Origin of the sequence: Aquitalea denitrificans (assembly GCF_009856625.1) — a bacterium.
In the GTDB taxonomy this organism is placed as follows: domain Bacteria; phylum Pseudomonadota; class Gammaproteobacteria; order Burkholderiales; family Chromobacteriaceae; genus Aquitalea; species Aquitalea denitrificans.
Window position 1 is genome coordinate 1,498,264 of sequence record NZ_CP047241.1, and the last position, 22,747, is coordinate 1,521,010.

Below are 22,747 nucleotides of genomic sequence, written 5' to 3' on the forward strand. Positions count from 1 at the left end.
AGGAGACCATGATGAACACGCTGATTGCAGTGATTCTGGCCTTCGCCTTCTACTACCCGCTGTTCATGGCCTGGTTGTGGATGCAGGGTGCAGTGTTTTACTACTGGCATTACGAACGCAAGGACCCGCCGGTATCCCAGCCGCCTGTGCTGGATTACCCGCCGGTTTCGGTCATCATCCCCTGCTACAACGAGGGAAAGAATGCCCGGGAAACCATAGGCGCAGCGCTGGCGCTGGATTATCCGGATTTCGAAGTGATTGCGGTCAACGACGGCAGCACCGACGATACCGGCAGCATCCTGAACGAGCTGGCCGCAAGCAACCCGCGCTTGCGCGTGATCCACCAGTCCCCCAACCAGGGCAAGGCGGTGGGGCTGAACACTGCGCTGGCCTTTTCGCGCAACGAGTACCTGCTGTGCATTGATGGCGATGCGGTACTCGACCCGTACTCGGCCAAATGGTTGCTGCGCCACTTCATCAACTCGCCACGGGTGGCTGCCGTCACCGGTAACCCGCGCATCCGCAACCGTACCACGCTGCTGGGGAGGCTGCAGGTGGGCGAGTTCACCGCCATCATCGGTCTGATCAAGCGTGCGCAGCGTTCGTATGGCCGGCTATTCACGGTATCGGGCGTCATCACGGCCTTCCGCAAATCGGCGGTGATCGAAGCTGGCATGTGGAGCGAGGACATGCTGACCGAAGATATCGATATCAGCTGGAAGCTGCAGCACAAGCACTGGGCAGTGCGTTTCGAGCCGCATGCGCTGGTCTGGATCCTGATGCCGGAAACCATCCAGGGCCTGTTCAAGCAGCGGGTGCGCTGGGCCAAGGGCGGCACCCAGGCGCTGATGCGCAATGCCTGGGTATTCACCAGCTGGCGCCACCGCTATATGTGGCCCATCTACATGGAGTACTTCCTCAGCGTGGTGTGGTCTTACAGCATGGCCTTCGTCATTTGCTACTGGCTGGCCTCCCTGGTGTTGCCCAACATGCTGCAAACCATCTCCAGTCCCTTCCTGCCGGGCTGGTACGGACTGTTGCTGGGCTATACCTGCCTGACACAGTTTGCCGTGAGCAAGGCGATCGACAGTCAGTACGACAAGGGCCTGGGCAAGAATTACTACTGGATGATCTGGTATCCGCTGGCGTACTGGTTGCTGAATGTGGTGACCTCGGTGTACGCCTTTCCTCAAGCCATCATCAGAAAGAAAGGGACACGGGCCCGCTGGACCAGTCCCGATCGGGGAGTACAACATGGAAAGTAGCGCAGACAAGCTGATTATCGAAGCACCGCACTTGCTGACACCACCGCAGCGCTTCTTTTCGTGGTTGCTTACCACGCTGGGTTGGCTGGCGTGGTTCTATCTGTGGCTGCCAGCCTTTCAATGGTGCTGGAACGTGGTGCAGACCGGGGTGCTGTTTGATACCGAAGGACGTGTTGGCGAGCTGACCACCCTGGGGATTTATACCCTGATTGGGGTCTTTCTGGGCCTGACGCTGATCGTGTGGGCCATGTCCAGTTACTACAAGTATAAGGGTGTGGACCGACGCAAGAGCCGTGGCGACACCCGGCCGCAGGATGTGGCCGACCAGCTTGGTATTCCGCTGGAGGTGCTGCAGGCCGGCAAGGACAAGCAGGTCATGGTGGTGCATCATTTGCCGGATGGCGGTGTTTCCCGGATTGAAGCCCTGTCCTGATCCTGCCTGGATGTGATGTAAAGAAATGCCCTGTCCCGGTTTTGTCCGGGCAGGGCATTCTCTTTTGTACACAATAACTTGGCTATCTATTGGCAATGCCGACCATTATTTTCGCGGAATGATCAAGATTGCTGTCGGCAGGTAAATACACTAGGCTTATTCCCAGAGGCCAATAATGGTATTGGCGATAATAGCCTTGCAGCGCTCGCTCAGCCTGATTTGTTTAATTTGTTTCAATCAGCCTGAATAACTGCACGCATCTCCTGCAATCACAGCCATGATTTGCAAGAATAAAAAATAAAGCCTTCAGGGGAATATTTATGACAGTTGCACGCAGAATCCTGTTTCAAATTCTCATTTCGGTTATTGCCCTGCTGGTTGTGGGTGGTGCCGGCATCGTAACCCAGAACAAGTTATCTGCCACGGCCAGCAATTTTGCCGAAAACGATTATCCAAGCATCATCACGCTGGATGAGTTCAACTCGGCAGCAACTGAAATGCGTCTGGGAGGACTGCAATATGTCACGGCCTATACCAGCAGTGAAAAAGAGCAATTCAGAAGCCGTATTGAGAATGGTTATCGTAAGGCAAAACAGAATATTGCCGCCTATGAAAAGCTGATCAATGACGATGACGACCGTCGGCTTTATGAAGCGGAAAAGAAAAACCTGGATGATTACTACACCAAGCTGCAGCCGGTGATGCAAGCCTTTGACCAAGGTGATATGGAGCTGGTCAAGAAAATCCGCAATGCTACGTTGACGCCATCCGGCAAAGTGTTGTCCAAGGGTATTGATGACCATATCAAGTACAACAAGGACTACGTGCAGAAGGAAATAGAAGTGACGCATCAGGAAGTGCGCACTTCGCTGATATTGGCCATATCGGTGCTGGTAGTGGCCATTATCATCTTGATTATCAGCGGTTTGCGCACGTTTGCCGCTGTCACCCGGCCGCTGAATGAACTTAAAAGCACCATGCACGATATCGAGGACAAGCTGGATTTCACCCTCCAGGTGAAAGTGCACCATCCGCATGATGAAATCGGCAGCACGGCCACTGCCTTCAACCGACTGATCGGCCGGGTCAACCAAAGCCTGCGCGAAATCAGCGACAGCTGCCGCCAGGTCACCAGCTACACCACCAGCCTGGCCACGGCTGCCAGACATGTGTCCGATGCCGCCAGCAAGCAGAACGAAGCCTCGGCCAGCATTGCCGCCACCATGGAACAGCTGACGGTCAGCATCAACCACGTTGGCAGCCGTGCCGGCAGCACCAGCGAAAAAAGCATCGAGGCCAGTGGCCTGGCGGATTCCGGCCATACCGTGATTGGCCGTACCGTGACCGACATCCAGTCCATTCACCACACCGTGGGCCATGCGGCGCAATGCATCGACGAGCTGGAGCAGCAAAACAGCAAGGTGGCGGCCTCGGTTGGCGACATCAAGGACATCGCCGAACAGACCAATCTGCTGGCGCTCAATGCCGCCATTGAGGCTGCCCGTGCCGGCGAGCAGGGCCGCGGCTTTGCCGTGGTGGCAGATGAAGTGCGTAAGCTGGCCGAGCGCACCTCGGTGCTGACACGTGAAATTGACGAGGTGATCAAGGGCATCACCAATATCTCGCGCCAGAGTGCCGAAGCCATGAGCCAGACCCAAGTAAAGGTGGAAGACGGTGTGCATGGCGCAGATGAGGCCTTGCAAGCCATCAGCCGTATCGGCAAGGCATCGGGAGATGCGCGTCAGATGGCCGTGGAAATTGCTGATGCCATCCGCGAACAGGCCAGCGCCAGCAACAGCATTGCCGCCCAGATCGAACAGATTGCCCAGATGGCGGAGCGTTCCAGTGATGCCGCCGCCGAAACGGCAGAAACCGCCAACCAGCTGGATGCCTCCGTGGCGGTGATGACCAGTGCAGTAGGGCGTTACCGGCTGTAAACCTCGCCTCGCCCTTTCCGCACCTCAAGCCCGGTATGCCGGGCTTTTTTGCGAATTGCATCTTGAGCCATGGCATGATGTAGCACCTACGATTACCGGATGCGACACCATGCTTAACCAGGCTTTTGATTACAAGTTATGGGCCGATCAGCGCACGCTGCTGGCCGCTCGCACGCTGGATGCGGTCGCCCAGCCACAGGCGTTTGCCTTTGTCTGTCAGCAATTCAATCACATGCTTATCGTGGAAGAGCTGTTTCGCGCGCGGTTGCTGGGCTTGGCCGCACCGCATGCCGCCACCAATACCGCGCAATTGCCAGCGCTGGACGAACTGGAAAACCGCCTTATGGCGTCGGACATCTGGTTTGCTGACCATATAACCGGTCTTGCGCCTGCCAGTCGTGAACAAATCATCCGCTTTGATTTTGCCGATGGGCAGGCTGGCAGCATGAGCCGGCTGGAAATCCTGTTCCACATCATCAATCACGGCACTTATCATCGCGGTGCCATCGGCCATGCCCTGGAGAGGGCCGGCGCACCGCGCCCGGCTGATACCTATACGCTTTATATTCATGCCGCCGAACCACAGCGCCGCCTGCGCTGAGCCCGTCTAGTGGGTAGTACACACTTGGCAGGGGTCGAAGCTGCGCACGATGTGCTGTACCTGCAGGGCTTGCGGGTCGCTGGCCTCCACGCCTTCCAGCGCCTTTTCCAGCGGGCCGGGCAGGCTCTGGCTGTCGCGCGGCGAGAAATTCCATGTCGTCGGCGCGATGATCTGGTAGCGGCTGATGCGCCCGGCATCCAGTGCCACCCAGTGCCCCAGCATGCCGCGTGCCGCCTCGGTCAGGCCGATGGCCTGGCTGTGTTGTGGCTGGGTGGGGGTAGCCAGCTGGAACGCGTCGTCCAGTTGCAATGCCGCCAGCCATTGTTCCATCTGCGGCACGATGCGTGCCACTTCGGTGAGGCGTGCCACCACCCGGCTCAGTACATTGCCGCCATCGCGGGTCACCATGTCACATAGCAGATTTTCACCACGCAGCAGGCCGCGTGCCAGTGCGCCGGTTTCGGCGGCAGCACCGGCAATGCGCGGGGCCTTGCTCCAGCTATAGCCTTCGGCCTTGTCCGGCAGCGGCACCGTGTCATTGTGTAAGGGAGCTGCCGAACCCTCGCCAGCCAGCCAGCTGCTGTGGTTGTCCTCGCTGATGTCGTCCAGCGCCAGCGGCTGGCTGCTGCCGTTCTGCCACAGCCCGGCCGGGCTCCAGCAGCCATCTGGCGCGGCATAGGCGTCGGCGGCAATAAAGCGGTCGTAGCTACGGCCCAGGGTGTGCAAGTGCAGCTGGTCGGCAATGTCGAGGAAGCAGGCGAAGTCCGCCTTGGGGGCTTGCTGGCGGTAATGCGCCAGTGCCTCTGCCGAGTCCAGTGCCGCGATGGCTTCCAGCGGCTGGCCGAAGGTGTGCTGTTCCAGATAGCGGCGGAAGGTGCGCAACCATTGCTGCAAGCGCACCCGTTCGGCTGCGCTCACCACCTTGGTGACCCCTCCCGGTTGCAGGCACAGCGTGTGCGGCCAGTGGCCGGCCAGGCTGCCCATGAAGCGCATCAGGATGGCGCGTGCTTCCAGCATGGGGGCGACGGCACTGCCGCGCTGGGCCTGGAAGCGGGCGAAGATGCCCGCATGCCAGGGCTGGGACTGGTAGTCGGCGCGGGCAAAATCCGGCATGAAGAACAAATAGAAATGGCTGAGATGGTCGGCAATGTTTTCCACCGCGTGGACCAGATTGCGCACGTGCAGGCCATTGGGCGGCGGGCTGATGCCATACAGCGCCGACAGCGCATTGGCCGCGGCCACCGATTGCGATACCGAGCAAATGCCGCAGATGCGCGGCACGATGGCCAGCGCGTCCAGTGGCTCGCGGCCCAGCAATATCCGTTCGAAACCGCGAAACAGCGGGGCGGTGACGCGGGCGGCACTGACCTTGCCGTCGGCAAAATCCAGTGTGATGTTCAGATCGCCCTCGACACGGTTGAAGGGGCCAAGAATGCGGCGGCTCATGCTTTGTTCTTTTTCGGCAGGGAAGGTGGCACGGTGATGCGGTCGCGGGTGGCATTCTGCCGTACCCGGGCTGGCGTGGCGGATTTGGACAGCGTGGCCAGCGCCACAAACCAGGCCTTGGGCATGTCGGTGGGCAGACCCACCGGGAAGCCGGCCACCTGCGGCGTGCTGAAAAAGCCATGGCCGGGATCGGCAAAATCCGGCGCAGTGCAGTTGATGCAGGGGTAGCCACCGGTGAGGCAGGAGCCTTCGCCGTTCCAGCCGCGGCTATTGCAGTCGGCATGGGCCTGGGTGCCCTTGCAGCCCACATGCTCCATCAGGCAGCCCATCTGGCCGGGAGCGGTGGCACTGGCCTTGAATTCGTAAAATTCGTTCTTGTCGCAGCCGTGGTGTACCAGCTTGTCGGCGTAAAAGCGTGGCCGGCCCAAGGGGTCGAGGTCGCTGGCCTTGAGGCTGTCACTGGCCAGCAAGGCCAGGGTTTCCAGCACCCAGCCCGGATGGGTGGGGCAGCCGGAGATGTTCACCACCGGCAAGCCTCCGGCGGCGTGGAAGTCGCCGCCCAGCAGCCCGCCGGGATGATTGCCGCTGTGGTTCAGTCCGGTAGCGCCGGTCAGGTTGTCGCCCGCCGCGCTGATACCGCCATAGGCAGCGCAAGTACCCACGGCGATAACCTGGCTGGTGCGGCGGGCCAGTTGTTCGATCAGCGTGCTCATGGCCTGGCCGTCCGGCAGCAGGTGGAAGCGCCCGGCAGCACCGGTCATCACCGCACCTTCCAGACACAGCATGTCCAGTGGCTCATCGCCATTGGCCAGTCTTTGCAGCAGCTGCATGGCCTCATCCAGGCTTTGCTCGGCAAAGCTGGGGTGCCAGATCAGCTCGATGCCGATGTCTGCCAGCGTGGTGAACAGGCTGGGGGCTTCGGCATTCAGCAGCGACAGGGTACAGCCGCCGCAGCCACCGGACTGCAGCCACAGCAGGCGTTTATTTTTCGAGGCCATAGCGGGTCAGCTTGTTGCGCAGGCCAACGCGGGACAGCCCCAGTTCGGCGGCGGCGCGGGTTTTGTTCCAGCGCAGCCGGGTGAGGGTTTCGCGCAGTATCTGTTTTTCCAGCTCGTCCATGCGGGTTTTCAGATCGCCCGGCAGGCCGGAAAGAAAAGCCAGCTCGGCGACTTGTTCTTCGGCGGCGGCTTGCAGTACTTCGGCAGACAGCAGGTCGGCCCCCAGCAACTCGTCGTCGCTCAATACCAGCATGCGGTTGATTTCATTGCGCAACTGCCGCACATTGCCGGGCCAGCGGTAGTCCTGCAGCGCCTGCAGGGTGTCCTCGCCAAAGCGGGCGGTGGGGCGCTGATAGTGATGGCGCGCGTCTTCCAGCAGGGCGCGGGCAATCAGCGGGATATCCTGTGGCCGTTCGCGCAGCGGCGGCACGCTGACGGTGAAGGCGGACAGCCGGTAGTACAGGTCTTCGCGAAACTGGCCGGCGCGCACCAGTTCGGGCAACAGCTTGTTGGTGGCGGATACCACGCGCACATTCACTTTCAATGGACGCGGGCTGCCCACCGGGCGGATTTCGCCTTCTTGCAGCACGCGTAGCAGCTTGGCCTGGAAGGCGGGCGAGGTTTCGCCGATTTCATCCAGGAAAATGGTGCCGCCATCGGCTTGCTGGAACAGGCCGATGCGGTCCTGATAGGCCCCGGTGAAGGCACCGCGCTTGTGGCCGAACAACTCGCTTTCCAGTAGTTGTTCCGGCATGGCGGCGCAGTTTTCCACCACGAAGGGGCGGTCACGGCGGTGGCTGGCATAGTGCAGCGCGCGCGCCAGCAATTCCTTGCCCACGCCGGATTCGCCTTCAATCAGCACGGAGATGTCAAACGGCGCCACCCGCGACAGCAGGGCGCAGATCTTGCTCATGCTGCTGTCTGCAGCCCGGATGATATTGTCCATGGCCGAGCGCTCGCGCATCTGCTCGCGCTTGCTGTCCACCCGCACCTTGAGCCAGGGTTCGGACGATTTCAGCTCCACGTTCAGCAGTTCGTTTTCCTGCTGCAGGCGGAACAGTTCCGCTGCGCCCTGTACCGTCAGCAGCAGTGATTCCGGCCGCCACGGCTTGAGCAAGTACTGGTAGATGCCGGCATCGTTGACGGCGGCAATGATGTCGGCGTTGTCAGTGTAGCCGGACAGGATGATGCGGATGACTTGCGGGCAGCGCTCACGCACCTGCTGGAGAAACTCCACGCCGCTCATGTCCGGCATGCGCTGGTCGCTGACAACCACCTGGATGAATTCCGAATCCAGAATGGCCAGCGCTTCGGCTCCACCGCTGGCAGTGAACAGGGTGAAGTCGTCTTCCAGCGTGCGTTCCAGGGCTTCCAGTGAACGGATTTCATCATCCACCAGCAAGATGGCGGGTTTGGCGCGCATTGTTGTTATTCCCCAAAATGTGTTCTATGCGGTGTGTTCGGTACGGTGCGGGCTGGCAAGCCCGGCGAATTATTGTTGTTTGCGCTAGCGGACACGGGCTTAGCAAATGCGTGGCAGCATCTCGCCGCTCAGCCAGTCCAGCAGGCGTTCGCCGCCAAAATCGGTCTGCACCCGCACAAACTGGTGGGCGTCATGCACCACTTCGCCGATGATGGCCGCCTGCTGTCCCAGCGGGTGGGCTTGCAGGGCGGCCAGTGCCGCCGCCGCCTCTGCTGCCGGGCAGATGGCCACCAGTTTACCTTCATTGGCAATGTAGAGCGGGTCCAATCCCAGAAATTCGCAGGCGGCGCGCACGCTGGCCTGTACCGGAATGGCGCATTCCTGCAGGCGCATGCCCACGCCGGACTGCTGGGCGATTTCGTTGAGCGTGGTGGCCAGGCCGCCACGGGTGGGGTCGCGCATCAGGCGCAGGCCGGGGCTGGCAGCCAGCAGCGCGGCAGCCAGCGTGTGCAGGGCTGCGCTGTCGGACAGGATGGGGCTGGCAAAGCCCAGCCCTTCGCGCTGTGACATCACCGCCATGCCGTGATCGCCCAGCGTGCCGGACAGCAGGATCACATCGCCGGGACGGGCCTGATCGCCGGACAGGCTCACCCCGTCTGCCACCACGCCCACGCCGGTGGTGGAAATGAACACGCCATCGCCCTTGCCGCGTTCCACCACCTTGGTGTCGCCGGTGACAATGGCCACTCCGGCCGCGCGCGCAGCGGCAGCCATGGAGCGCACGATGCGCGCCAGATCAGCCAGCGGCAGGCCTTCTTCCAGAATGAAACCGGCGGACAGGTACAGGGGCGTGGCACCGCCCATGGCCAGGTCATTCACTGTGCCATGCACCGCCAGGCTGCCGATATCGCCACCGGGAAAGAACAAGGGCGAAATGACATGGCTGTCAGTGGCAATGGCAATGCGTCCGCCAGGTGGCGGCAGGATGGCCTGGTCATTACCCTGCGCCAGCCAGTCGTTGGCAAATTCGGCGGCAAACAGCTCGCTCACCAGCTGGGCCATGGCGCGGCCACCACTGCCGTGGGTAAGGTTGACCAGACCGTGCTTGAGGTCGAGCGGACGGGTGTAGGGCTTGCTCATGCCGTGGCTCCCTGTACGAAACGGCCATAGTGGTAATGGGCGGCACAGGCCCCTTCGCTGGACACCATGCAGGAGCCCAGCGGGTTGTCCGGCGTGCAGACAATGCCGAATACCTTGCAGTCCTGCGGTTGCTTCTGGCCACGCAGGATGGCACCGCACTCACAGGCCTTGTGGTCCGGCACATGGCGATACGGCAGGGCAAAGCGCAGCTCGGCATCAAATTCGGCAAAGTCCGGGTGAATGGCCAGCGCAGAGTGCGGTACTTGCCCCAGGCCGCGCCATTCAAAGCTGTCGCGCAGCGTCATGGTCTGCGCCACCCGCTCGCGGGCTTTCTGATTGCCTTCGTGGGTGACGGCGCGGCTGAACTGGGTTTCCACCTCGGTACGGCCCTGGTTGATCTGCTCCACCAGCATGGCCACCGCCTGCAGCACATCCAGCGGTTCGAAACCGGCAATCACCACCGGCTTGGCAAACTCCTCGGCCACTGCCGCATAGGGCGCGCTGCCAATGACGGTGCTGACGTGGGAGGGGCCGATGAAACCGTCCAGCTGCACCGCGTCACCCGCTGCCAGCAGATGGCGCATGGCGGGCGGGGTGAGTACGTGGTTGCAGAACACGCTGAAGTTGGCCAGCTTTTCCTGCCGCGCCTGGATGAGTGCCAGCGCAGTGGGCGGAGTGGTGGTTTCAAAGCCGATGGCAAAAAACACCACCTGCTTGTGCGGGTTGTCACGGGCAATCTGCAGCGCGTCATTGGTGGAGTACACCATGCGCACGTCCGCGCCCTTGGCGCGCGCCTGATACAGGCTCATCTTGTTTGATGCCGGCACGCGCAGGGTGTCGCCATAACTGCACAGGATGACATCCGGACGCAGCGCCAGCTCGATGGCGGAATCCACCCGGCCGATGGGCAGCACGCACACCGGACAGCCGGGGCCGTGGATCAGCCTGATATTGTCCGGCAACAAGCCGGTGAGGCCGTAGCGGGCGATGGCGTGGGTGTGGCCGCCGCAGAACTCCATCAGCCGGTATTCGCGCGCCGGGTCCACCAGACGGCTGATTTGCGCAGCCATGCCACGGGCAATGTCGCCGCGGCGGAATTCGTCTACATACTTCATGCCTGCTCCCCCGCTGCCAATTGGTCCATCAAGGCCAGGGTGCGGGCGGCTTCCTCGGCATCGAGTTTGCCGATGGCGTAACCCACATGCAGGATGACGTAATCGCCCTCCTGCGGGGCGTCGATCAGGGCGACCGATACTTCACGGCTGACACCGTCCATATCCACCACTGCCATCTCCTCGGGCAGCAGCTGGCTGATTCTTACCGGCATGGCCAGGCACATGGTTGTTTCTCCTTGTTATTGTGTTTGCGCAGGTGCGGGTTTCAGGACAAGGTGTCCGGTGCATTGCTCTGCAGCAGGCGTTGCCGCGCCACCCAGGCCTGGCCCAGACTCAGGCCGCCGTCATTGGGCGGCAGTTTGCGGGCGGTGTAGACCTGCAGGCCGGCAGCGGCCAGCAGCGGCAGCAGCTGTTGCAACAGCTGGCGATTGGCACAGCAGCCACCGGCCAGTACCAGCTGGCGCATGCCGGTAGTGCTGGCAGCCTGGCTGGCCCAGTCTGCCAGTGCATGGGCCAGCGTGGCATGCCACAGGCTGGCAATGGCAAGCGGGTCGGTCAGTTGCAGCAGCTGGCGTGCCAGCGGGGTGAGGTCCAGCAAATTGGCTGCAGACACTTGCCAGCCGCCGGCCAGCGGTGCGCAGGGTGCAGTCAGCGCCTCCAGCTTTTGCGCGGCCTCGCTCTCGAAGCTTTGCTCCGGACAGATGCCGGCCAGGCCGGCAACTGCATCAAACCAGCGCCCCATACTGGTGGTGTCTGGACAGTTGAGCCCGGTTTCCAGCTGGCGCAACAGCATGGGCAGGCCGGGGCGCTCGCTCAGGTGCTGCGGCAAGGGCAGCTCGCCGGCCAGCCTGTGCCACAAGCCCACGGCCATGCGCCATGGTTCACGGGCGGCCTTGTCGCCACCGGGCAGCGGCAAGGGGGTGATGTGGCCGATGCGCTCGCAACTGGCACCTTCCAGCATCATCAGCTCGCCGCCCCAGGCACCGCCGTTCTTGCCCAGGCCGTAACCGTCCAGCGCCAGCCCCAGCAACGGGCCTTGCAGGCCCTGTTCGGCCATGACAGCGGCCAGATGGGCATGGTGGTGTTGTACCGGTAGCAAGGGAATGCCCAGCTGTTGCGACCATTGCTGCGCCAACTGGCTGGAAAAGCTGTCCGGCTGCAAATCACAGGCAATGGCCTGCGGGCTGACGCCGGTGAGGTCCAGCAGGTGCTGGGCGGTCTGTTCCAGTGCTTCGCAGCTAAGCGGGTGGTCCAGGTCGCCCACATGTTGCGACACAAAGGCTTCGTCGCCGCGCAGCACGGTGGCGGTGGTCTTGAGGTAAGCGCCCAGCGCCAGCACGTCCGGCCCGCTATCGGCCAGTGGCAGCGGGTCTGGTACAAAGCCGCGCGCCCGGCGGTAGAACAGCGGCTGATCGTCCTGCAATGCCAGTACGCTGTCGTCGCAGCGGGTGACGATGCTGCGGTTGTGCAGCAGGAACACGTCGGCCACCTTGTTCAGCCGTTCGCGCGCTTCCTGATTGCTGGTGACAATCGGTTCGCCGGACAGATTGGCACTGGTCATCACCCAGATGCGCTCACAGGCTTGCTCGCGCCATTGCTCACCTTGCGGTCGGCCCAGCGCTTCGTGAAACAGCAGCCATTGCAGCGGGGTATAGGGCAGCATCACGCCGATGGCGGCAATGCCGGGTGCGATGTCCGGCATCAGTTGGTCGGCTTCCGGTTTTTTTTGCAGCAGCACGATGGGCCGTTCCGGGCGTTGCAGCCAGGCGGCTTCCTGCGGGCTGACTTCACAAAATGCCCGCACCGATTCCACATTCAGTGCCATTACCGCCAGCGGTTTGCCGGGGCGATGCTTGAGCTGGCGCAGCCGCGCTACTGCTTCCGGATTGGTGGCATCGCATACCAGATGAAAACCACCCAGCCCTTTCATGGCAATGCTGCGGCCCATGCGCAGGATCTGCCAGGCACCATGCAGCGGATCACCATTGAGAGAGATGCCAAAGCGGTCGGTCAGTTGCATCTGCGGGCCGCAGTCCGGACAGGCGGTGGGCTCGGCATGAAAGCGGCGGCTGTGCGGGCTTTGGTATTCGCTGCGACAGGACGGACACAGCAAAAAGGGCAGCATGCTGGTGTTGGCGCGGTCGTAGGGCAGGCGGTGAGTAACGGTGTAGCGCGGGCCGCAATCGGTACAGTTGATGAAGGCGTAGCGATAGCGGCGATTGGCCGGGTCGAACAGCTCGGCGAGGCAGGCCGGACAGGTGGCGCTGTCTGCCGGCAGACGGGCCTGGGTGGTGCTGCCACTGCTGCTGCGGATTTCAAAGTCGTCTTCATCCGGCAACGGGTCAAGCAGGCTTTGCTGCATGCTGTCGATCTGGGCCAGCGGCGGCAAATCCTGTTGCAGATGCAGTTGGAAGGCATCCAGCTGGCTGCTGCTGCCCTGCAGTTCGATGGTGACGCCTTCTCCGGTGTTGAGTACAAAGCCGGACAGGCCTTCCGCCTGGGCGGTACGCCAGATGAAGGGGCGGAAGCCCACTCCCTGAACCCGGCCGCGGATGGCCAGTCGCAAGCGTTGTGTCGGCATGATTCAGCGGCGCTCCTGCAGCTGTTGTTCCAGTGCGGCAATCTGCTGGCGCAGGCGGGCCACTTCGCGCTGTTTTACCAACTGGGCATCGTTCATTTCCAGCAGCAGCCAGTCCACCCATACGTCCATGCCGTCGCCGCTCTTGCTGGACAGCTGCAAAACCTTGATTTTGGGGTTGATGCGACGGGCGTTGGCAATGCATACGTCGACATCGAAATCCAGATGACGCAGCAGGTCGATCTTGGTCAGCAGCATGATGTCGGCGGCGGCAAACATGTCCGGGTACTTCAGCGGTTTGTCCTCACCCTCGGTAACGGACAGGATGGCCACCTTGTGCGCCTCACCCAGATCGAAAGCCGCCGGGCATACCAGATTGCCCACGTTTTCGATCAGCAACAGGCTGTCATCGGCCGGGTTCAGCTGTTCCAGCGCCTGGCCCACCATGTGGGCGTCCAGATGGCAGCCCTTGCCGGTGTTGATCTGGATGGCGGGCGCGCCGGCAGCGCGGATGCGCTCGGCATCGTTGCTGGTTTGCTGGTCGCCTTCCACCACGTACACCAGGGTGTCGCTGCCCAGTTGGCGGATGGTTTCGGCCAGCAGGGTGGTTTTGCCCGAACCGGGGCTGGACACCAGATTGAGCGCAAAAATGCCACGGTCGCGCAGCCACTGGCGGTTTTGCGCGGCATAGCCATCGTTCTTGGACAGGATGTCCTGCTCTATCTTCACCATGCGCGCCTGGCTCAGGCCCGGCGCATGGGCATGGGCGGCACCCTGACCGTAATGCAGCGCCGCACCGCCCGCCTGCTGGCTGAGCGTGGGCTGGTATTCCTGCCCAGCGTGCGCCGTTGCGGCTGGCACGGGCTGGGCATGATGATGCTGGTCGTGGTCGTGGTCGTGGTCGTGGTCGTGGTCGTGGTCGTGGTCGTGGGAATGGCCATGATCATGAGAGTGCGCATGGTGCGGACGATAGGGAAACTTCACGCCGCCGGGAGTCCGGCCTTCAATCTTGACATTGCCTTTGCTGCAGCCGCAAACGGTACACATTGCTGCCTCTCCTTGTTTTTCATTCTGATGGCTGCGGCCTGTGGCCGCTGGCCGGTATTCATGGTGCGGGGCTTATTCCACTTCCAGTTCGCTGACGCGCATTTCATCGCCACCGGTCACTTGCACCTGATGCTTGCCGCATAGCGGACAGGCATCGAAGCGGGCGTGGATGGCCACCTGCTGGCTGCAAGCCAGGCACCAGCCTTCACCGGGCTGGCGCACAAAGTGAAAGCGTGCGCCATCGGCCAGCGTGTCGCGGCTGACCACTTCCAGGCAAAAATCCAGTGCTTCCACTTCCACCCCGGCCAGCTCGCCTATGCTCAGCCATACCTGTTTTACCCGCTGGAAGTCCTGGGCCTTAGCCTGGCCTTCCAGCAACTGGATGATGCCCTCGGCCAGTGACATTTCATGCATATTCGGTTTCCTTGCTCACACTGTATGCCACACAGGGGTCGATCAGGCTGATCTGGCGCTGCCATTCTGCGTCAGACGCTGCCGCCAGAAAACCCAGGCTTACCCGCAATACCCCTTCCGGGTGCGCATGCCACAGCGTGGGCGGCAGCACCCGGTAACGGCTGATGCGGCCATTTTCATCCAGTGCCGCCAGATGCAGCAGCGGCCCGCGTGCGGTGTCCACCAGCGCCAGTGCGCCATCGGGCAGGCTGGCGGCGCTGGCTTGCAGCTGGCTGCCATTCAGCCAGCGCGCCAGTTGCAGCAGCCGGGCCAGCAGCCGTGCACGCGGGTACAGACCTTGTTGCAGCAAGCCGGGCAGTTGCTCCGCCTCGCGCGCCAGTGCGCTCACCTCGCGCGCTTGTCCCTGCCACACCGGCCCGCCGGGGCGCAGCCAGTCGGCCAGATTGTCGGCCAGCATGCCTGCGCCAAGCGGTGGCAGCAGGGTACAGCCGGGCTGTGCCTGATCCAGCAGGCGCAGCCAGCACGCCGGGGCGGTATCGCCATGCATCAACCAGTCCAGCCAGCCGTCTTCCCCGCGTTGCAGCCAGTGCTGGCAGTCTTCGCCGTAGACAAAGGCTTCGGCCAGCTTGCGCAGCGCAGGCAAGTCCTGTGCGGTTCGCCATTGAGCGGTCCACTGTGCCGCCGCCGGTGCGCCGTCAAATGCCTGCGACCAGTCCAGCAGCAGCTTGCGCAGGGTTTCGCGCGTGGCTTCCAGTGTCAGCGTGGCACGCTCGGCATCGCTTGCCCTGGCGTGTTGCCCGCCTGCCTGCTGCAGTACCAGTCTGGCGGCCAGGCTTTGGGCCTGGGCGCACAGGGAAAACAGCAGCGGGGTCATGGCAATGGCTTGCGCAGCGGGCTGGCCAATGAACAGCCGCTCGGCTTCACGGCGTGGCCAGCTTACGCTGACGGCAGCGCTCCTGTCCTTGTTCTGGCTCAGATGAATACGGATCTGATCGGCTGTCATCGGCCCAGTCCAAACAGGCGGCGGCGCGACATATCCGGTGCGGCGGGCTGTGCCGGTGGAAACAATAGCTTGAGCACTTCTTCTGCCGTGCTGCAGGCGCTGGCCTGATCGGCAAATTGCAGCACCGGCGAAAACAGCGAGCACAGCCGGTAGTCGCCCAGTGCGGCTTCATGCCCAGCCATGAAGGGCAGGGCGTCACCCGGCAGTGGCACCACCACCTCGCCCCCGGGTGGCACCGGCGGCAGGCTGTCGGCTGCGGCGGGCAGCAGCAACAGGTTCATGAACCAGGGGGTCAGCAGCACGCCCACCCATAGCTGGCCGTGTGGGCCGTCCCACTGCCGGAAGCCGATGGCTTGCACCTGTAGCGCCGGATTGAGGATGGGAATGCCCTGCATGCGTGTGTCGGCAATCTGGCGGAACAGGCTTTCCAGCCCGGGGCCGGGGGTCTGGGCAGGGTTCATGCCGGTGTGTCCAGCACCATGAACTGGTCACGTGCGCCATCGCACACCGGGCAGCGCCAGTGGTCCGGCAGGGCGGAAAACGGCGTGCCGGGCGGAATCTGCCACACATCGTCGCCCTGGGCCGGGTCGTACACCCACCAGCAGATCTTGCATTCCATGCGTGCATCGTCCGCAAGGCTGGCGTCGCGCCCCAGATAGGAGCCTTCGAAGCGCCCGTCCATCAGTATTCCCCTTGCAACCACTGCCATGCTTCTTGCAGGCGGTCCAGCGAGTCAGCCAGATCGTCCTCCGAGGCCAAGGCCACTTCCGGAATACGGGTGATTTCCAGCGTATCCAGCAAGATGCTGTTCATGCCGTTGAAGTACTGCACGCGCCAGACATTGGCGAGCGAGGTGGCCATGATGCGGCATTTGCCATAGCCACGGGAAAACACCCCGCTATTGCCCGGCCCCAGGATGGCATCCAGGCAGTCCATGTCGGCCGGGCTCATCGGCAGCAAGGAAAAGTTGATGATATGGGCCTCGCTGCCGGGGTTTTGCATGGCGGCGGCAATTTCGGTCAGTACCGGCCCGGCGTTCATCAGCTGGTCGGGCAGGGTGGGGATGTCCAGCTCACCTTTGCCAAACGCGCGAGCGGCCTGCCATACGGCGGCGGGAATCGGGCAGGCTTCAATGCGGTCGGCCAGCAGCTGGCCATCGGCACTGCTTTCCAGTACACGCCAGATGCCGGCGAATACCGATTCCTGCATGTCCAGTTCGCGTCCGTCCAGCAGCTTCACCCGACAGGACACTTCGCCTTCGCCCAGTAGCTGGTTGATCAGCTGACGGTTGGCGGCGTCAAGCTGGCTGATGTCCTGCACCGGGTAAACCTCGGCATCGCCCTTGTAGCCTTGCAACTGGGTAATCAGCTCGGCAATCACCTGTTTGGCGGCATGCAGGTGTTCCACCTCTTCCGAGGTGGGCAGGGAGGGCTGGTCGAAGCTGTCGATTTCACGCGGCAGCGGCATGTAGGCCAGGTCCGGGTCTTCCGGTTGCGAACCGGGGCCCAGGCCCACCACGGCGACGGGGAAGGGTTTGATGTTCATGCGCAACCTTTCTCGCTGCTGGCACTGGTGACCGGAATGCCGACCGAGGGCGGGCGACGGGTGGGGGCGGTCAGCTTGTCGGCAAAGCTGTGCACGATGTCCGGCCAGTCTTGCAGACCGGCGATGATGCCCACGTATTCACCCTGCCGCAGAAACAGCAGGGCCGGGAATTTCAGGATGCCAAAGCGTTTGGCGATGGCCTGGCTGGCCGGCAGGTCGGCATAGGCCACGCGGAAGGTGTCGGCGGGGAATTCGCGCAGAACTTCCGGCACGATCACCACATTGTCCAGCACCTCGGGATATTTCACCGGGTCGGCATTCAGCATCACGATCAGGTTTTGCGTTGCACTTGCCAGGCTGTCGAGGCTGGCGGCATCAGTTTGCATGTAGCTGGTGAAGGCCAGCCGCTGCAGCAGAATGTCTTGCTGGGAGTCCATCAGGAGGGTTTCCTTTGTGCATCGAATTGGGCTTGCAGATGCGGCGGCAGTTGCGGTTCGCGCTGGTTGAGATCGGCCAGGTGGATGGCCGGGTCGAAACGGCCATTCATGGCGGCATCCAGTGCAGCCAGCGCATCCAGGATGTCGGCTGCACGTTCGGCGCTTAGCACCTCGCGTGCCGCGCCCATGAATACCAGCAGCCAGTCACCGGGCTGTACCGCGCCCACCAGCGACAGGTCCACCGTTTGCCATTGCCCGGCGTGCTGACAGTCGGCCACCAGTTCGTGACAGCGTTCCACTTGCATGGGAATGCCCAGACACATCAGCCTTCTCCTTGCAGCACGCGGTCGTCGCCGATGCGGCAGGCCAGTTCGGCGGACGGGCGCTCGTCTTCATAGCGCTGCATGTCCAGACTGGCGTGATTCAGCCGGTCTCCGTCCTGGCGGGGTGACAGGCTGACGCCCCAGTCCTGCAACTGCTGCACGGCCAGCGCGATGGCCGGTTCCAGCTGCGCGCGTACCGCGTTGGTCAGGCTGCCGCCATAGTCTTCCAGTTGCACCGGCTGCACGCCGATCAGCACGATATCCACCGGCAGATTGCCCTTGAGATCGGCCAGCGCCAGCACCTCGGAAAAGCCGGTCTGGTGCAGGCTCATTTTCTTGGCGGTGAGATAGGCCGGCACCGCATCGTCGCGGTACACCTTGAGCGTGCCGGGCGTGAGGCCAAAGTCGATGGCGTCAAACAGGATCAGCCGGTCCGCTGCTTCCACATAGGGCAGCAGCAACAGGCCTTGGGTGCCACCGTCCACCACGTCGACGTTGGCAGGTAACTGATAGCGGGCAAACAGCTGCTCGGCGGCGCGAACGCCAAAGCCTTCGTCAGCCCAGAGCAGATTGCCCAGCCCCATGATGATGATGTTGTCGGTTTGCATGCTGTGATGGCCCTGTAACGGAGTGGGTTACAGATCAAGATTCATGCCAGTGCCGGACTTGCAGGGAATATGTGCTGGATCAGAGGTTTGGCGCTTATTCCATACGTAATGCAAGGACATAGACCTGGCAAATGGAAAGTAAAAGTGCAAACCATCTAACCAGTAGTGATCAGGTAGCTGCCGTGAATGGAAGCGTTCCCGGTAATGGACATGGCTGATTCGGGAATGGCGGCCGGCTGGCGGTGAAAACTGCGTTGGGCATGCCACTGGTCAATGCAGGCTGCGGCAGTCCTGGACGCAGAGCCAAGTACCTTGCCATTGGGGTTGGCGGAGGAGTGGATGACGATCAGATTGATGGTGCGGGACACGATATTTCCTCATGCAGGACATGAGGCAAATCGTAGGGAAAGTTAGGAGGAGGGAAGATCGGGAAGGGGTTTGGTACAAGCGTCGGGCACAGCAGGATCACGGTAGGGAGTGATTTTAATGTGGCTGCTTTTAATGATAAGGTTATATGGCTACAATAATTGCTGGTTGTTTCTTAAGGCTTTTGTGAGTAATTGGGTGTGGATTTTGTTTTGGAAATTAGGGTTGTTTTGATAGGGTGTGAGCTTGTGAAATTGTATTTATGTACATTGAAAGGAAAATGTTTTGAAAGCTACTAAATATCAGGTGTTTCTTAGCTCGACGTATTCTGACTTGGTGGATGAGCGAGAAGGCATTATTAAGGCTGTGTTGGAGATGTATAATATTCCAATTGGCATGGAAATGTTCAGTGCAGAGGATGAGGATCAGTGGGAAATTATAAGAAGAACAATTGAGGTTAGTGATTATTATATTCTTGTTCTCGGGTTGAGGTATGGAACAAAAACATCTGATGGTATTAGCTTTACTCAGAAGGAATATCAATATGCTTTGGAGAAAAAAATACCAATCCTTGCTTTTGTTATGAACGATACAGTGCCATTGTCAAAAGAGAAGAGAGATGATGATCTTTCAGAGATTTGTAAATTTAGAGAAATGGTGTTGACTAACTCAAAAATGGCTCAGTTTTGGGAGACAAAAGATCAGCTTGTTAAGAGTGTTTCTATCTCATTGATGAAGCAAATCATGCAAAAGCCTGGCATTGGATGGGTTAGAGGCAGTAATGCAGGAAATGAAGAGGCTTTGTCGAATGAATTAACAGCTTTGAGTAAGGAAAATAGAGATTTGAGAGATAGGTTGATGGAGTTGGAGTCAAAGCTATCATTAAAGTCACCGATCATAGATGTGATGGTGAAGCCCCCTGCTTTTGATGGTGCCTTATCTTCTTATGTGCCAGTTGAAATGGTGGTGCCTATTGGGCCTGAAGATGTGGATCTATTTCTAAGAGATTACGTTTCAGGCGATGACTTGGAATTGTATAATAATTCAATTCCGGAGCAAGATGAGTTGGATAGATATAATAGTGAATGTGAGAGAATTTTCAAAATAAAAAATAACTCGATGCCACTTGTTATTAAAGTCTCTAATGTGGGTACGTCGAAGGCTAATAATCTTTATGTGGATGTTGTGTTTTCGCCTGGCATTTTTGTTTTTGATGGTAATAAAGAATTTTCGATGCCAGTAAGTCCTATTCCGAAAAATCCTCTGGAGCGTGCTAGGGCTAAATATTATGGTGCTAGAGTGGGAGGCTTGGATTTGTATGACAAGAAACGTCAAGGTATTTTAGATAATCTATTTAATGCAAGGTCGGCGATCTCCCCGAGTGCAAGTATTATCCCCAAAATGCCAAAAATTAATAGGGATTGGGATATGTGGTTAGATGGTGGAAAGGTTACCATTAAGATGGATGAGTTGCTTCATACGCGAAGTAAGATTTTTTCTGATAGATACAAGATGTGTTTCTTATTTAGTGGTAAGCATAGTGTTATCATTAAAATCATATGCGAAGAGTATGGTGAAGTTGAAAGTAAATTTGTGGAATTTGAAGTGTGATTTAATTGTTTTAGGGTTTTTTAATAATAAAGCTTGCTTTAGGTTGTTGAAAAAAATGGAGTATTTTAGTTTTTCTGTTGATTGTGTGAGCCGTTGGAATAGTTAAGTCGAAGTGAGAATGGCCCTGTTCGGGCCATTTTTTATTCAGAGCAACGATACTTGCCCGGTATCACTTGGTGGTGCAAGGTCATCCTCCTTATCCAGAATTTCCTCAATCCTCCTGTCACACAGCCGGTATTTAGGCACCAGCACCTTGTTGACGGTGGCGTTATGGCCCAGTTCCAGGCAGTTGTTGCCGCCGTAGGCTTCCACCAGCTTGATGGTGGCACTCAGGCTGATCAGGTCGATGATGATACGGACGTTTTCCGGGACCGGATGCAAGGCACGCCGCTATTGAATAAAAAGCCTCAAGCCAACAGCCCGCCTATCCATTAAATAGCCGGGCTGTTCTGCACGGGTGACTACGCGGGTTTAAGCCAGCAATTGCTGTTGTTGCTGCAAACCCAGCAAGCCCTGCATCAAGTGCCTGCGATAGGCATCAGACGGGTGCAGGGCAAGCAAGGCCAACACCGCCTCCAGCGTCTGGGCCTGCTCCCGCAATGCGGATTCCAGCTGATCAAAACCACGTGCCAACTCCTGCGCCGGGCTGCGCAGCGCGGCAAAGCGGTCCTGCTGGAGCATGGCTTGCAGCAGTACGATGTGTTGGCGCATCAGGGGGAGGACGGGTGTGGTGGTTTGGTGTGTCATGGGCGTTGCTCCTGAGATGGTATATAGAGCAACGACGGGGTGGTGGAAGACCTGCTTAAGCCGGTAAGCGGTGCAATACAGGATAGGAAGATACGCATCAGAAGGCTCCAGAAAGCAGCTGGAATCTGCTCCCTACGACGCCAATCGCGGGTGGCAGGCGCATGGCGGGATTGGCGTTACCGGCTTCCTTCCCGGCGCCTCAAAAGAGGCTCCCACCATGGCCCGCCATAAAAAAGGCAAAGCAATGGTGTGCGGACTGGTACGCAAGCGCGTAGCAGTCCGGGAAGCTCGGGACGCCAATCCCGGTGCCGCTATTGAACGGCACGGAGGGGATTATCTAGTGCTGCGGGTGGGAAGGCAAGAAACATGGGGGTAAGGCGAGCGGGGCCAGGCGGGGCATGGTGTACGAGCACGGGTCGTGGATGGCAACGCAGTGCAAGCTTGCATCAGCTGCGACGCAAGGTTTAAACGCGACGTGCTTGCCTTAGCTGGCGGCGGGCCTGCGCCAGGTCCCAGGCGCTTTGCAGCGCCATCCAGAACTGTGCGTCCTGGCCGAACACGCAGGCCAGCCGGATGGCAGTATCCGGGCTGATGCCGCGCTTGCCGCCAATCAGTTCGTTGAGCCTGCGCCGCGAGATGCCCAGCCGCCGTGCGGCATCGGTCTGGCTCATGCCGGAGGGTGCCAGAAAGCGGCTGTCCAGAAAGCGGCCGGGATGCAGCGGGGTGCGGGCACTGACGAGCGGAGTGGACATGGTGTTGGTCGGGATGGAGTGTTGGGCTGCGTTGCTTTGCCGCCAGCGTGTGCTGGCGGCAGTTCGACGAATCCCGCGGTCTTGTCAGGAAAATGAAAACGTCAGTGACAAGGCGCGCCGATGCAGACAGTAGGCTGAGTCCGGCAAGCAGGCGCTGACGTTTTCCTGGGCTAGTCCTTGAACATGCGGAAACCGCTGATCATGGTCGACACCATGCTCTGCTTGGACATGATGTCCTCGCGGATGGCTGCATACACGTGAATCATTACGAACAGGAGGATGGACCACATGCCCAGCCGGTGCCAGTTATGCACGGTGAGGCTGTTGCCGCCAAAGGCGGAGATCACCCAGCCAAAGCCCTGGTAGGCCCAGCTCTTGGTGCCCAGGCCTTCGCCGTACAGGGCAAAGCCGGTAAAGCACATGAACACCGCCGCCCACAGGAAAGTGGCCATGGCGATTTGTCCCACCGGGTTGTGGCCGATGTATTTTTTCGGATAGCGCTCCAGGAACAGATACCAGCGCACTTCAAAGAAAAATTCCTTCCACCAGCTCTTGTCCCATACCGGCACCAGAATGATCTCGCGCGCATGGTGATTACCCACCAGCGCCCAGTACAGACGGCCGATCAGGCCGATGGCCAGGATGTAGCCAGCGGTGAAATGGGCAAAGCGGATATAGCCCATGACAAAGTTGAAGGTGGCCTCACCCGGAACCGAAGGCAAGGGTTTGCCGATCAGGTAGCCGGTGACCGACAGGGTGATGATGCATAGCACGGTGACCCAGTGCCACAGGCGTACCGGTGCCTCGTATACATAAACCGACGTGACCTTGCGGCCTATGCCCTGCGGGGCGTTGCCGTCGAAGCCGTAGCTTTTCATGTTGAATCTCCTGTTTTCCCGCCGTACCGCCACGCTGCCGGCCATCCCGGGAGTGATGGGCACTCCGGCCAGCGTGGCGG

Annotated in this window: 26 protein-coding genes; 5 read left to right on the forward strand and 21 right to left on the reverse strand. The window is 60.2% G+C overall.

The window, feature by feature from the left end:
• Positions 1 to 11 precede the first annotated feature (11 nt).
• From pgaC to GSR16_RS06840, 4 genes are all read left to right on the forward strand, one after another.
• Positions 12 to 1,265, forward strand: a complete 1,254-nt coding sequence (gene pgaC, locus GSR16_RS06825) for a poly-beta-1,6-N-acetyl-D-glucosamine synthase (RefSeq protein WP_240902619.1) — start codon at positions 12 to 14, stop codon at positions 1,263 to 1,265.
• A complete protein-coding gene (gene pgaD, locus GSR16_RS06830; protein ID WP_159875794.1) occupies positions 1,255 to 1,698 on the forward strand; it encodes a poly-beta-1,6-N-acetyl-D-glucosamine biosynthesis protein PgaD in 444 nt (147 codons plus the stop codon). The genes pgaC and pgaD overlap by 11 nt, the downstream gene beginning before the upstream one ends.
• 320 nt (positions 1,699 to 2,018) lie before the next feature.
• Positions 2,019 to 3,635: a methyl-accepting chemotaxis protein gene (locus GSR16_RS06835; protein WP_159875796.1), complete on the forward strand. Its 1,617-nt coding sequence runs from the start codon at positions 2,019 to 2,021 to the stop codon at positions 3,633 to 3,635.
• Positions 3,636 to 3,744: 109 nt separating this feature from the next.
• Positions 3,745 to 4,236, forward strand: coding sequence for a DinB family protein (locus tag GSR16_RS06840; RefSeq protein ID WP_159875798.1), 492 nt, complete (start codon positions 3,745 to 3,747; stop codon positions 4,234 to 4,236).
• Between the two features lie 6 nt (positions 4,237 to 4,242).
• Here GSR16_RS06840 and GSR16_RS06845 read toward each other — a convergent pair whose 3' ends face one another.
• The 17 genes from GSR16_RS06845 to GSR16_RS06925 all read right to left on the reverse strand — a co-directional run bounded on the left by GSR16_RS06845 (position 4,243) and on the right by GSR16_RS06925 (position 18,681).
• Positions 4,243 to 5,682 carry a nickel-dependent hydrogenase large subunit gene (locus GSR16_RS06845; RefSeq protein ID WP_159875800.1) on the reverse strand — a complete coding sequence of 480 codons (1,440 nt, stop codon included), beginning with the start codon at positions 5,680 to 5,682 and terminating at the stop codon, positions 4,243 to 4,245.
• Positions 5,679 to 6,680 carry an NADH-quinone oxidoreductase subunit B family protein gene (locus GSR16_RS06850; RefSeq protein WP_159875802.1) on the reverse strand — a complete coding sequence of 334 codons (1,002 nt, stop codon included), beginning with the start codon at positions 6,678 to 6,680 and terminating at the stop codon, positions 5,679 to 5,681. The genes GSR16_RS06845 and GSR16_RS06850 overlap by 4 nt, the downstream gene beginning before the upstream one ends.
• Positions 6,664 to 8,103, reverse strand: a complete 1,440-nt coding sequence (locus GSR16_RS06855) for a sigma-54-dependent transcriptional regulator (protein WP_159875804.1) — start codon at positions 8,101 to 8,103, stop codon at positions 6,664 to 6,666. Before GSR16_RS06855 ends, GSR16_RS06850 begins: the two co-directional genes overlap by 17 nt.
• 99 nt (positions 8,104 to 8,202) lie before the next feature.
• Positions 8,203 to 9,243 (reverse strand): hydrogenase expression/formation protein HypE, encoded by a 1,041-nt coding sequence (gene hypE, locus GSR16_RS06860; RefSeq protein WP_159875806.1) that lies wholly within the window; start codon positions 9,241 to 9,243, stop codon positions 8,203 to 8,205.
• Entirely contained in the window at positions 9,240 to 10,358 is a 1,119-nt protein-coding gene (gene hypD, locus GSR16_RS06865) for a hydrogenase formation protein HypD (RefSeq protein WP_159875808.1), read from the reverse strand. The genes hypE and hypD overlap by 4 nt, the downstream gene beginning before the upstream one ends.
• A complete protein-coding gene (locus GSR16_RS06870) occupies positions 10,355 to 10,582 on the reverse strand; it encodes a HypC/HybG/HupF family hydrogenase formation chaperone (protein ID WP_159875810.1) in 228 nt (75 codons plus the stop codon). The genes hypD and GSR16_RS06870 overlap by 4 nt, the downstream gene beginning before the upstream one ends.
• A gap of 41 nt (positions 10,583 to 10,623) precedes the next feature.
• The gene (hypF, locus tag GSR16_RS06875; protein WP_159875812.1) at positions 10,624 to 12,939 is read right to left on the reverse strand and encodes a carbamoyltransferase HypF; all 2,316 of its coding nucleotides are present in this window, start codon (positions 12,937 to 12,939) and stop codon (positions 10,624 to 10,626) included.
• A 3-nt stretch (positions 12,940 to 12,942) separates the two neighbouring features.
• On the reverse strand, positions 12,943 to 13,983 hold the full coding sequence (gene hypB / locus GSR16_RS06880; protein WP_159875814.1) for a hydrogenase nickel incorporation protein HypB: 1,041 nt from the start codon (positions 13,981 to 13,983) through the stop codon (positions 12,943 to 12,945).
• A gap of 72 nt (positions 13,984 to 14,055) precedes the next feature.
• Positions 14,056 to 14,397, reverse strand: coding sequence for a hydrogenase maturation nickel metallochaperone HypA (gene hypA, locus GSR16_RS06885; RefSeq protein ID WP_205677513.1), 342 nt, complete (start codon positions 14,395 to 14,397; stop codon positions 14,056 to 14,058).
• Entirely contained in the window at positions 14,390 to 15,400 is a 1,011-nt protein-coding gene (locus GSR16_RS06890) for a hypothetical protein (RefSeq protein ID WP_159875816.1), read from the reverse strand. Before GSR16_RS06890 ends, hypA begins: the two co-directional genes overlap by 8 nt.
• Positions 15,397 to 15,861, reverse strand: a complete 465-nt coding sequence (hybE, locus tag GSR16_RS06895) for a [NiFe]-hydrogenase assembly chaperone HybE (RefSeq protein ID WP_159875818.1) — start codon at positions 15,859 to 15,861, stop codon at positions 15,397 to 15,399. Before hybE ends, GSR16_RS06890 begins: the two co-directional genes overlap by 4 nt.
• Complete coding sequence (locus GSR16_RS06900) at positions 15,858 to 16,082, reverse strand: rubredoxin (RefSeq protein ID WP_159875820.1); 225 nt, start codon at positions 16,080 to 16,082, stop codon at positions 15,858 to 15,860. Before GSR16_RS06900 ends, hybE begins: the two co-directional genes overlap by 4 nt.
• Positions 16,082 to 16,945 carry a hydrogenase expression/formation protein gene (locus tag GSR16_RS06905; RefSeq protein ID WP_159875822.1) on the reverse strand — a complete coding sequence of 288 codons (864 nt, stop codon included), beginning with the start codon at positions 16,943 to 16,945 and terminating at the stop codon, positions 16,082 to 16,084. The genes GSR16_RS06900 and GSR16_RS06905 overlap by 1 nt, the downstream gene beginning before the upstream one ends.
• Positions 16,942 to 17,382 carry a thioredoxin domain-containing protein gene (locus tag GSR16_RS06910; protein WP_159875824.1) on the reverse strand — a complete coding sequence of 147 codons (441 nt, stop codon included), beginning with the start codon at positions 17,380 to 17,382 and terminating at the stop codon, positions 16,942 to 16,944. The genes GSR16_RS06905 and GSR16_RS06910 overlap by 4 nt, the downstream gene beginning before the upstream one ends.
• Positions 17,382 to 17,705 carry a HypC/HybG/HupF family hydrogenase formation chaperone gene (hypC, locus tag GSR16_RS06915; protein ID WP_159875826.1) on the reverse strand — a complete coding sequence of 108 codons (324 nt, stop codon included), beginning with the start codon at positions 17,703 to 17,705 and terminating at the stop codon, positions 17,382 to 17,384. The genes GSR16_RS06910 and hypC overlap by 1 nt, the downstream gene beginning before the upstream one ends.
• The gene (hybD, locus tag GSR16_RS06920) at positions 17,705 to 18,313 is read right to left on the reverse strand and encodes a HyaD/HybD family hydrogenase maturation endopeptidase (RefSeq protein WP_159875828.1); all 609 of its coding nucleotides are present in this window, start codon (positions 18,311 to 18,313) and stop codon (positions 17,705 to 17,707) included. The genes hypC and hybD overlap by 1 nt, the downstream gene beginning before the upstream one ends.
• A gap of 155 nt (positions 18,314 to 18,468) precedes the next feature.
• Positions 18,469 to 18,681: a hypothetical protein gene (locus GSR16_RS06925; RefSeq protein ID WP_159875830.1), complete on the reverse strand. Its 213-nt coding sequence runs from the start codon at positions 18,679 to 18,681 to the stop codon at positions 18,469 to 18,471.
• A 283-nt stretch (positions 18,682 to 18,964) separates the two neighbouring features.
• On the opposite strand from GSR16_RS06925, the gene GSR16_RS06930 reads away from it, so the two are divergent.
• A complete protein-coding gene (locus GSR16_RS06930) occupies positions 18,965 to 20,290 on the forward strand; it encodes a DUF4062 domain-containing protein (RefSeq protein ID WP_159875832.1) in 1,326 nt (441 codons plus the stop codon).
• Between the two features lie 144 nt (positions 20,291 to 20,434).
• Here GSR16_RS06930 and GSR16_RS06935 read toward each other — a convergent pair whose 3' ends face one another.
• From GSR16_RS06935 to cybH, 4 genes are all read right to left on the reverse strand, one after another.
• Entirely contained in the window at positions 20,435 to 20,671 is a 237-nt protein-coding gene (locus tag GSR16_RS06935) for a hypothetical protein (RefSeq protein ID WP_159875834.1), read from the reverse strand.
• Between the two features lie 90 nt (positions 20,672 to 20,761).
• Complete coding sequence (locus GSR16_RS06940; RefSeq protein ID WP_159875836.1) at positions 20,762 to 21,037, reverse strand: hypothetical protein; 276 nt, start codon at positions 21,035 to 21,037, stop codon at positions 20,762 to 20,764.
• A gap of 464 nt (positions 21,038 to 21,501) precedes the next feature.
• Positions 21,502 to 21,789, reverse strand: coding sequence for a HigA family addiction module antitoxin (locus GSR16_RS06945; protein ID WP_045845126.1), 288 nt, complete (start codon positions 21,787 to 21,789; stop codon positions 21,502 to 21,504).
• A 170-nt stretch (positions 21,790 to 21,959) separates the two neighbouring features.
• Complete coding sequence (cybH, locus tag GSR16_RS06950) at positions 21,960 to 22,667, reverse strand: Ni/Fe-hydrogenase, b-type cytochrome subunit (protein WP_159875838.1); 708 nt, start codon at positions 22,665 to 22,667, stop codon at positions 21,960 to 21,962.
• Between the last annotated feature and the right edge of the window lie 80 nt (positions 22,668 to 22,747).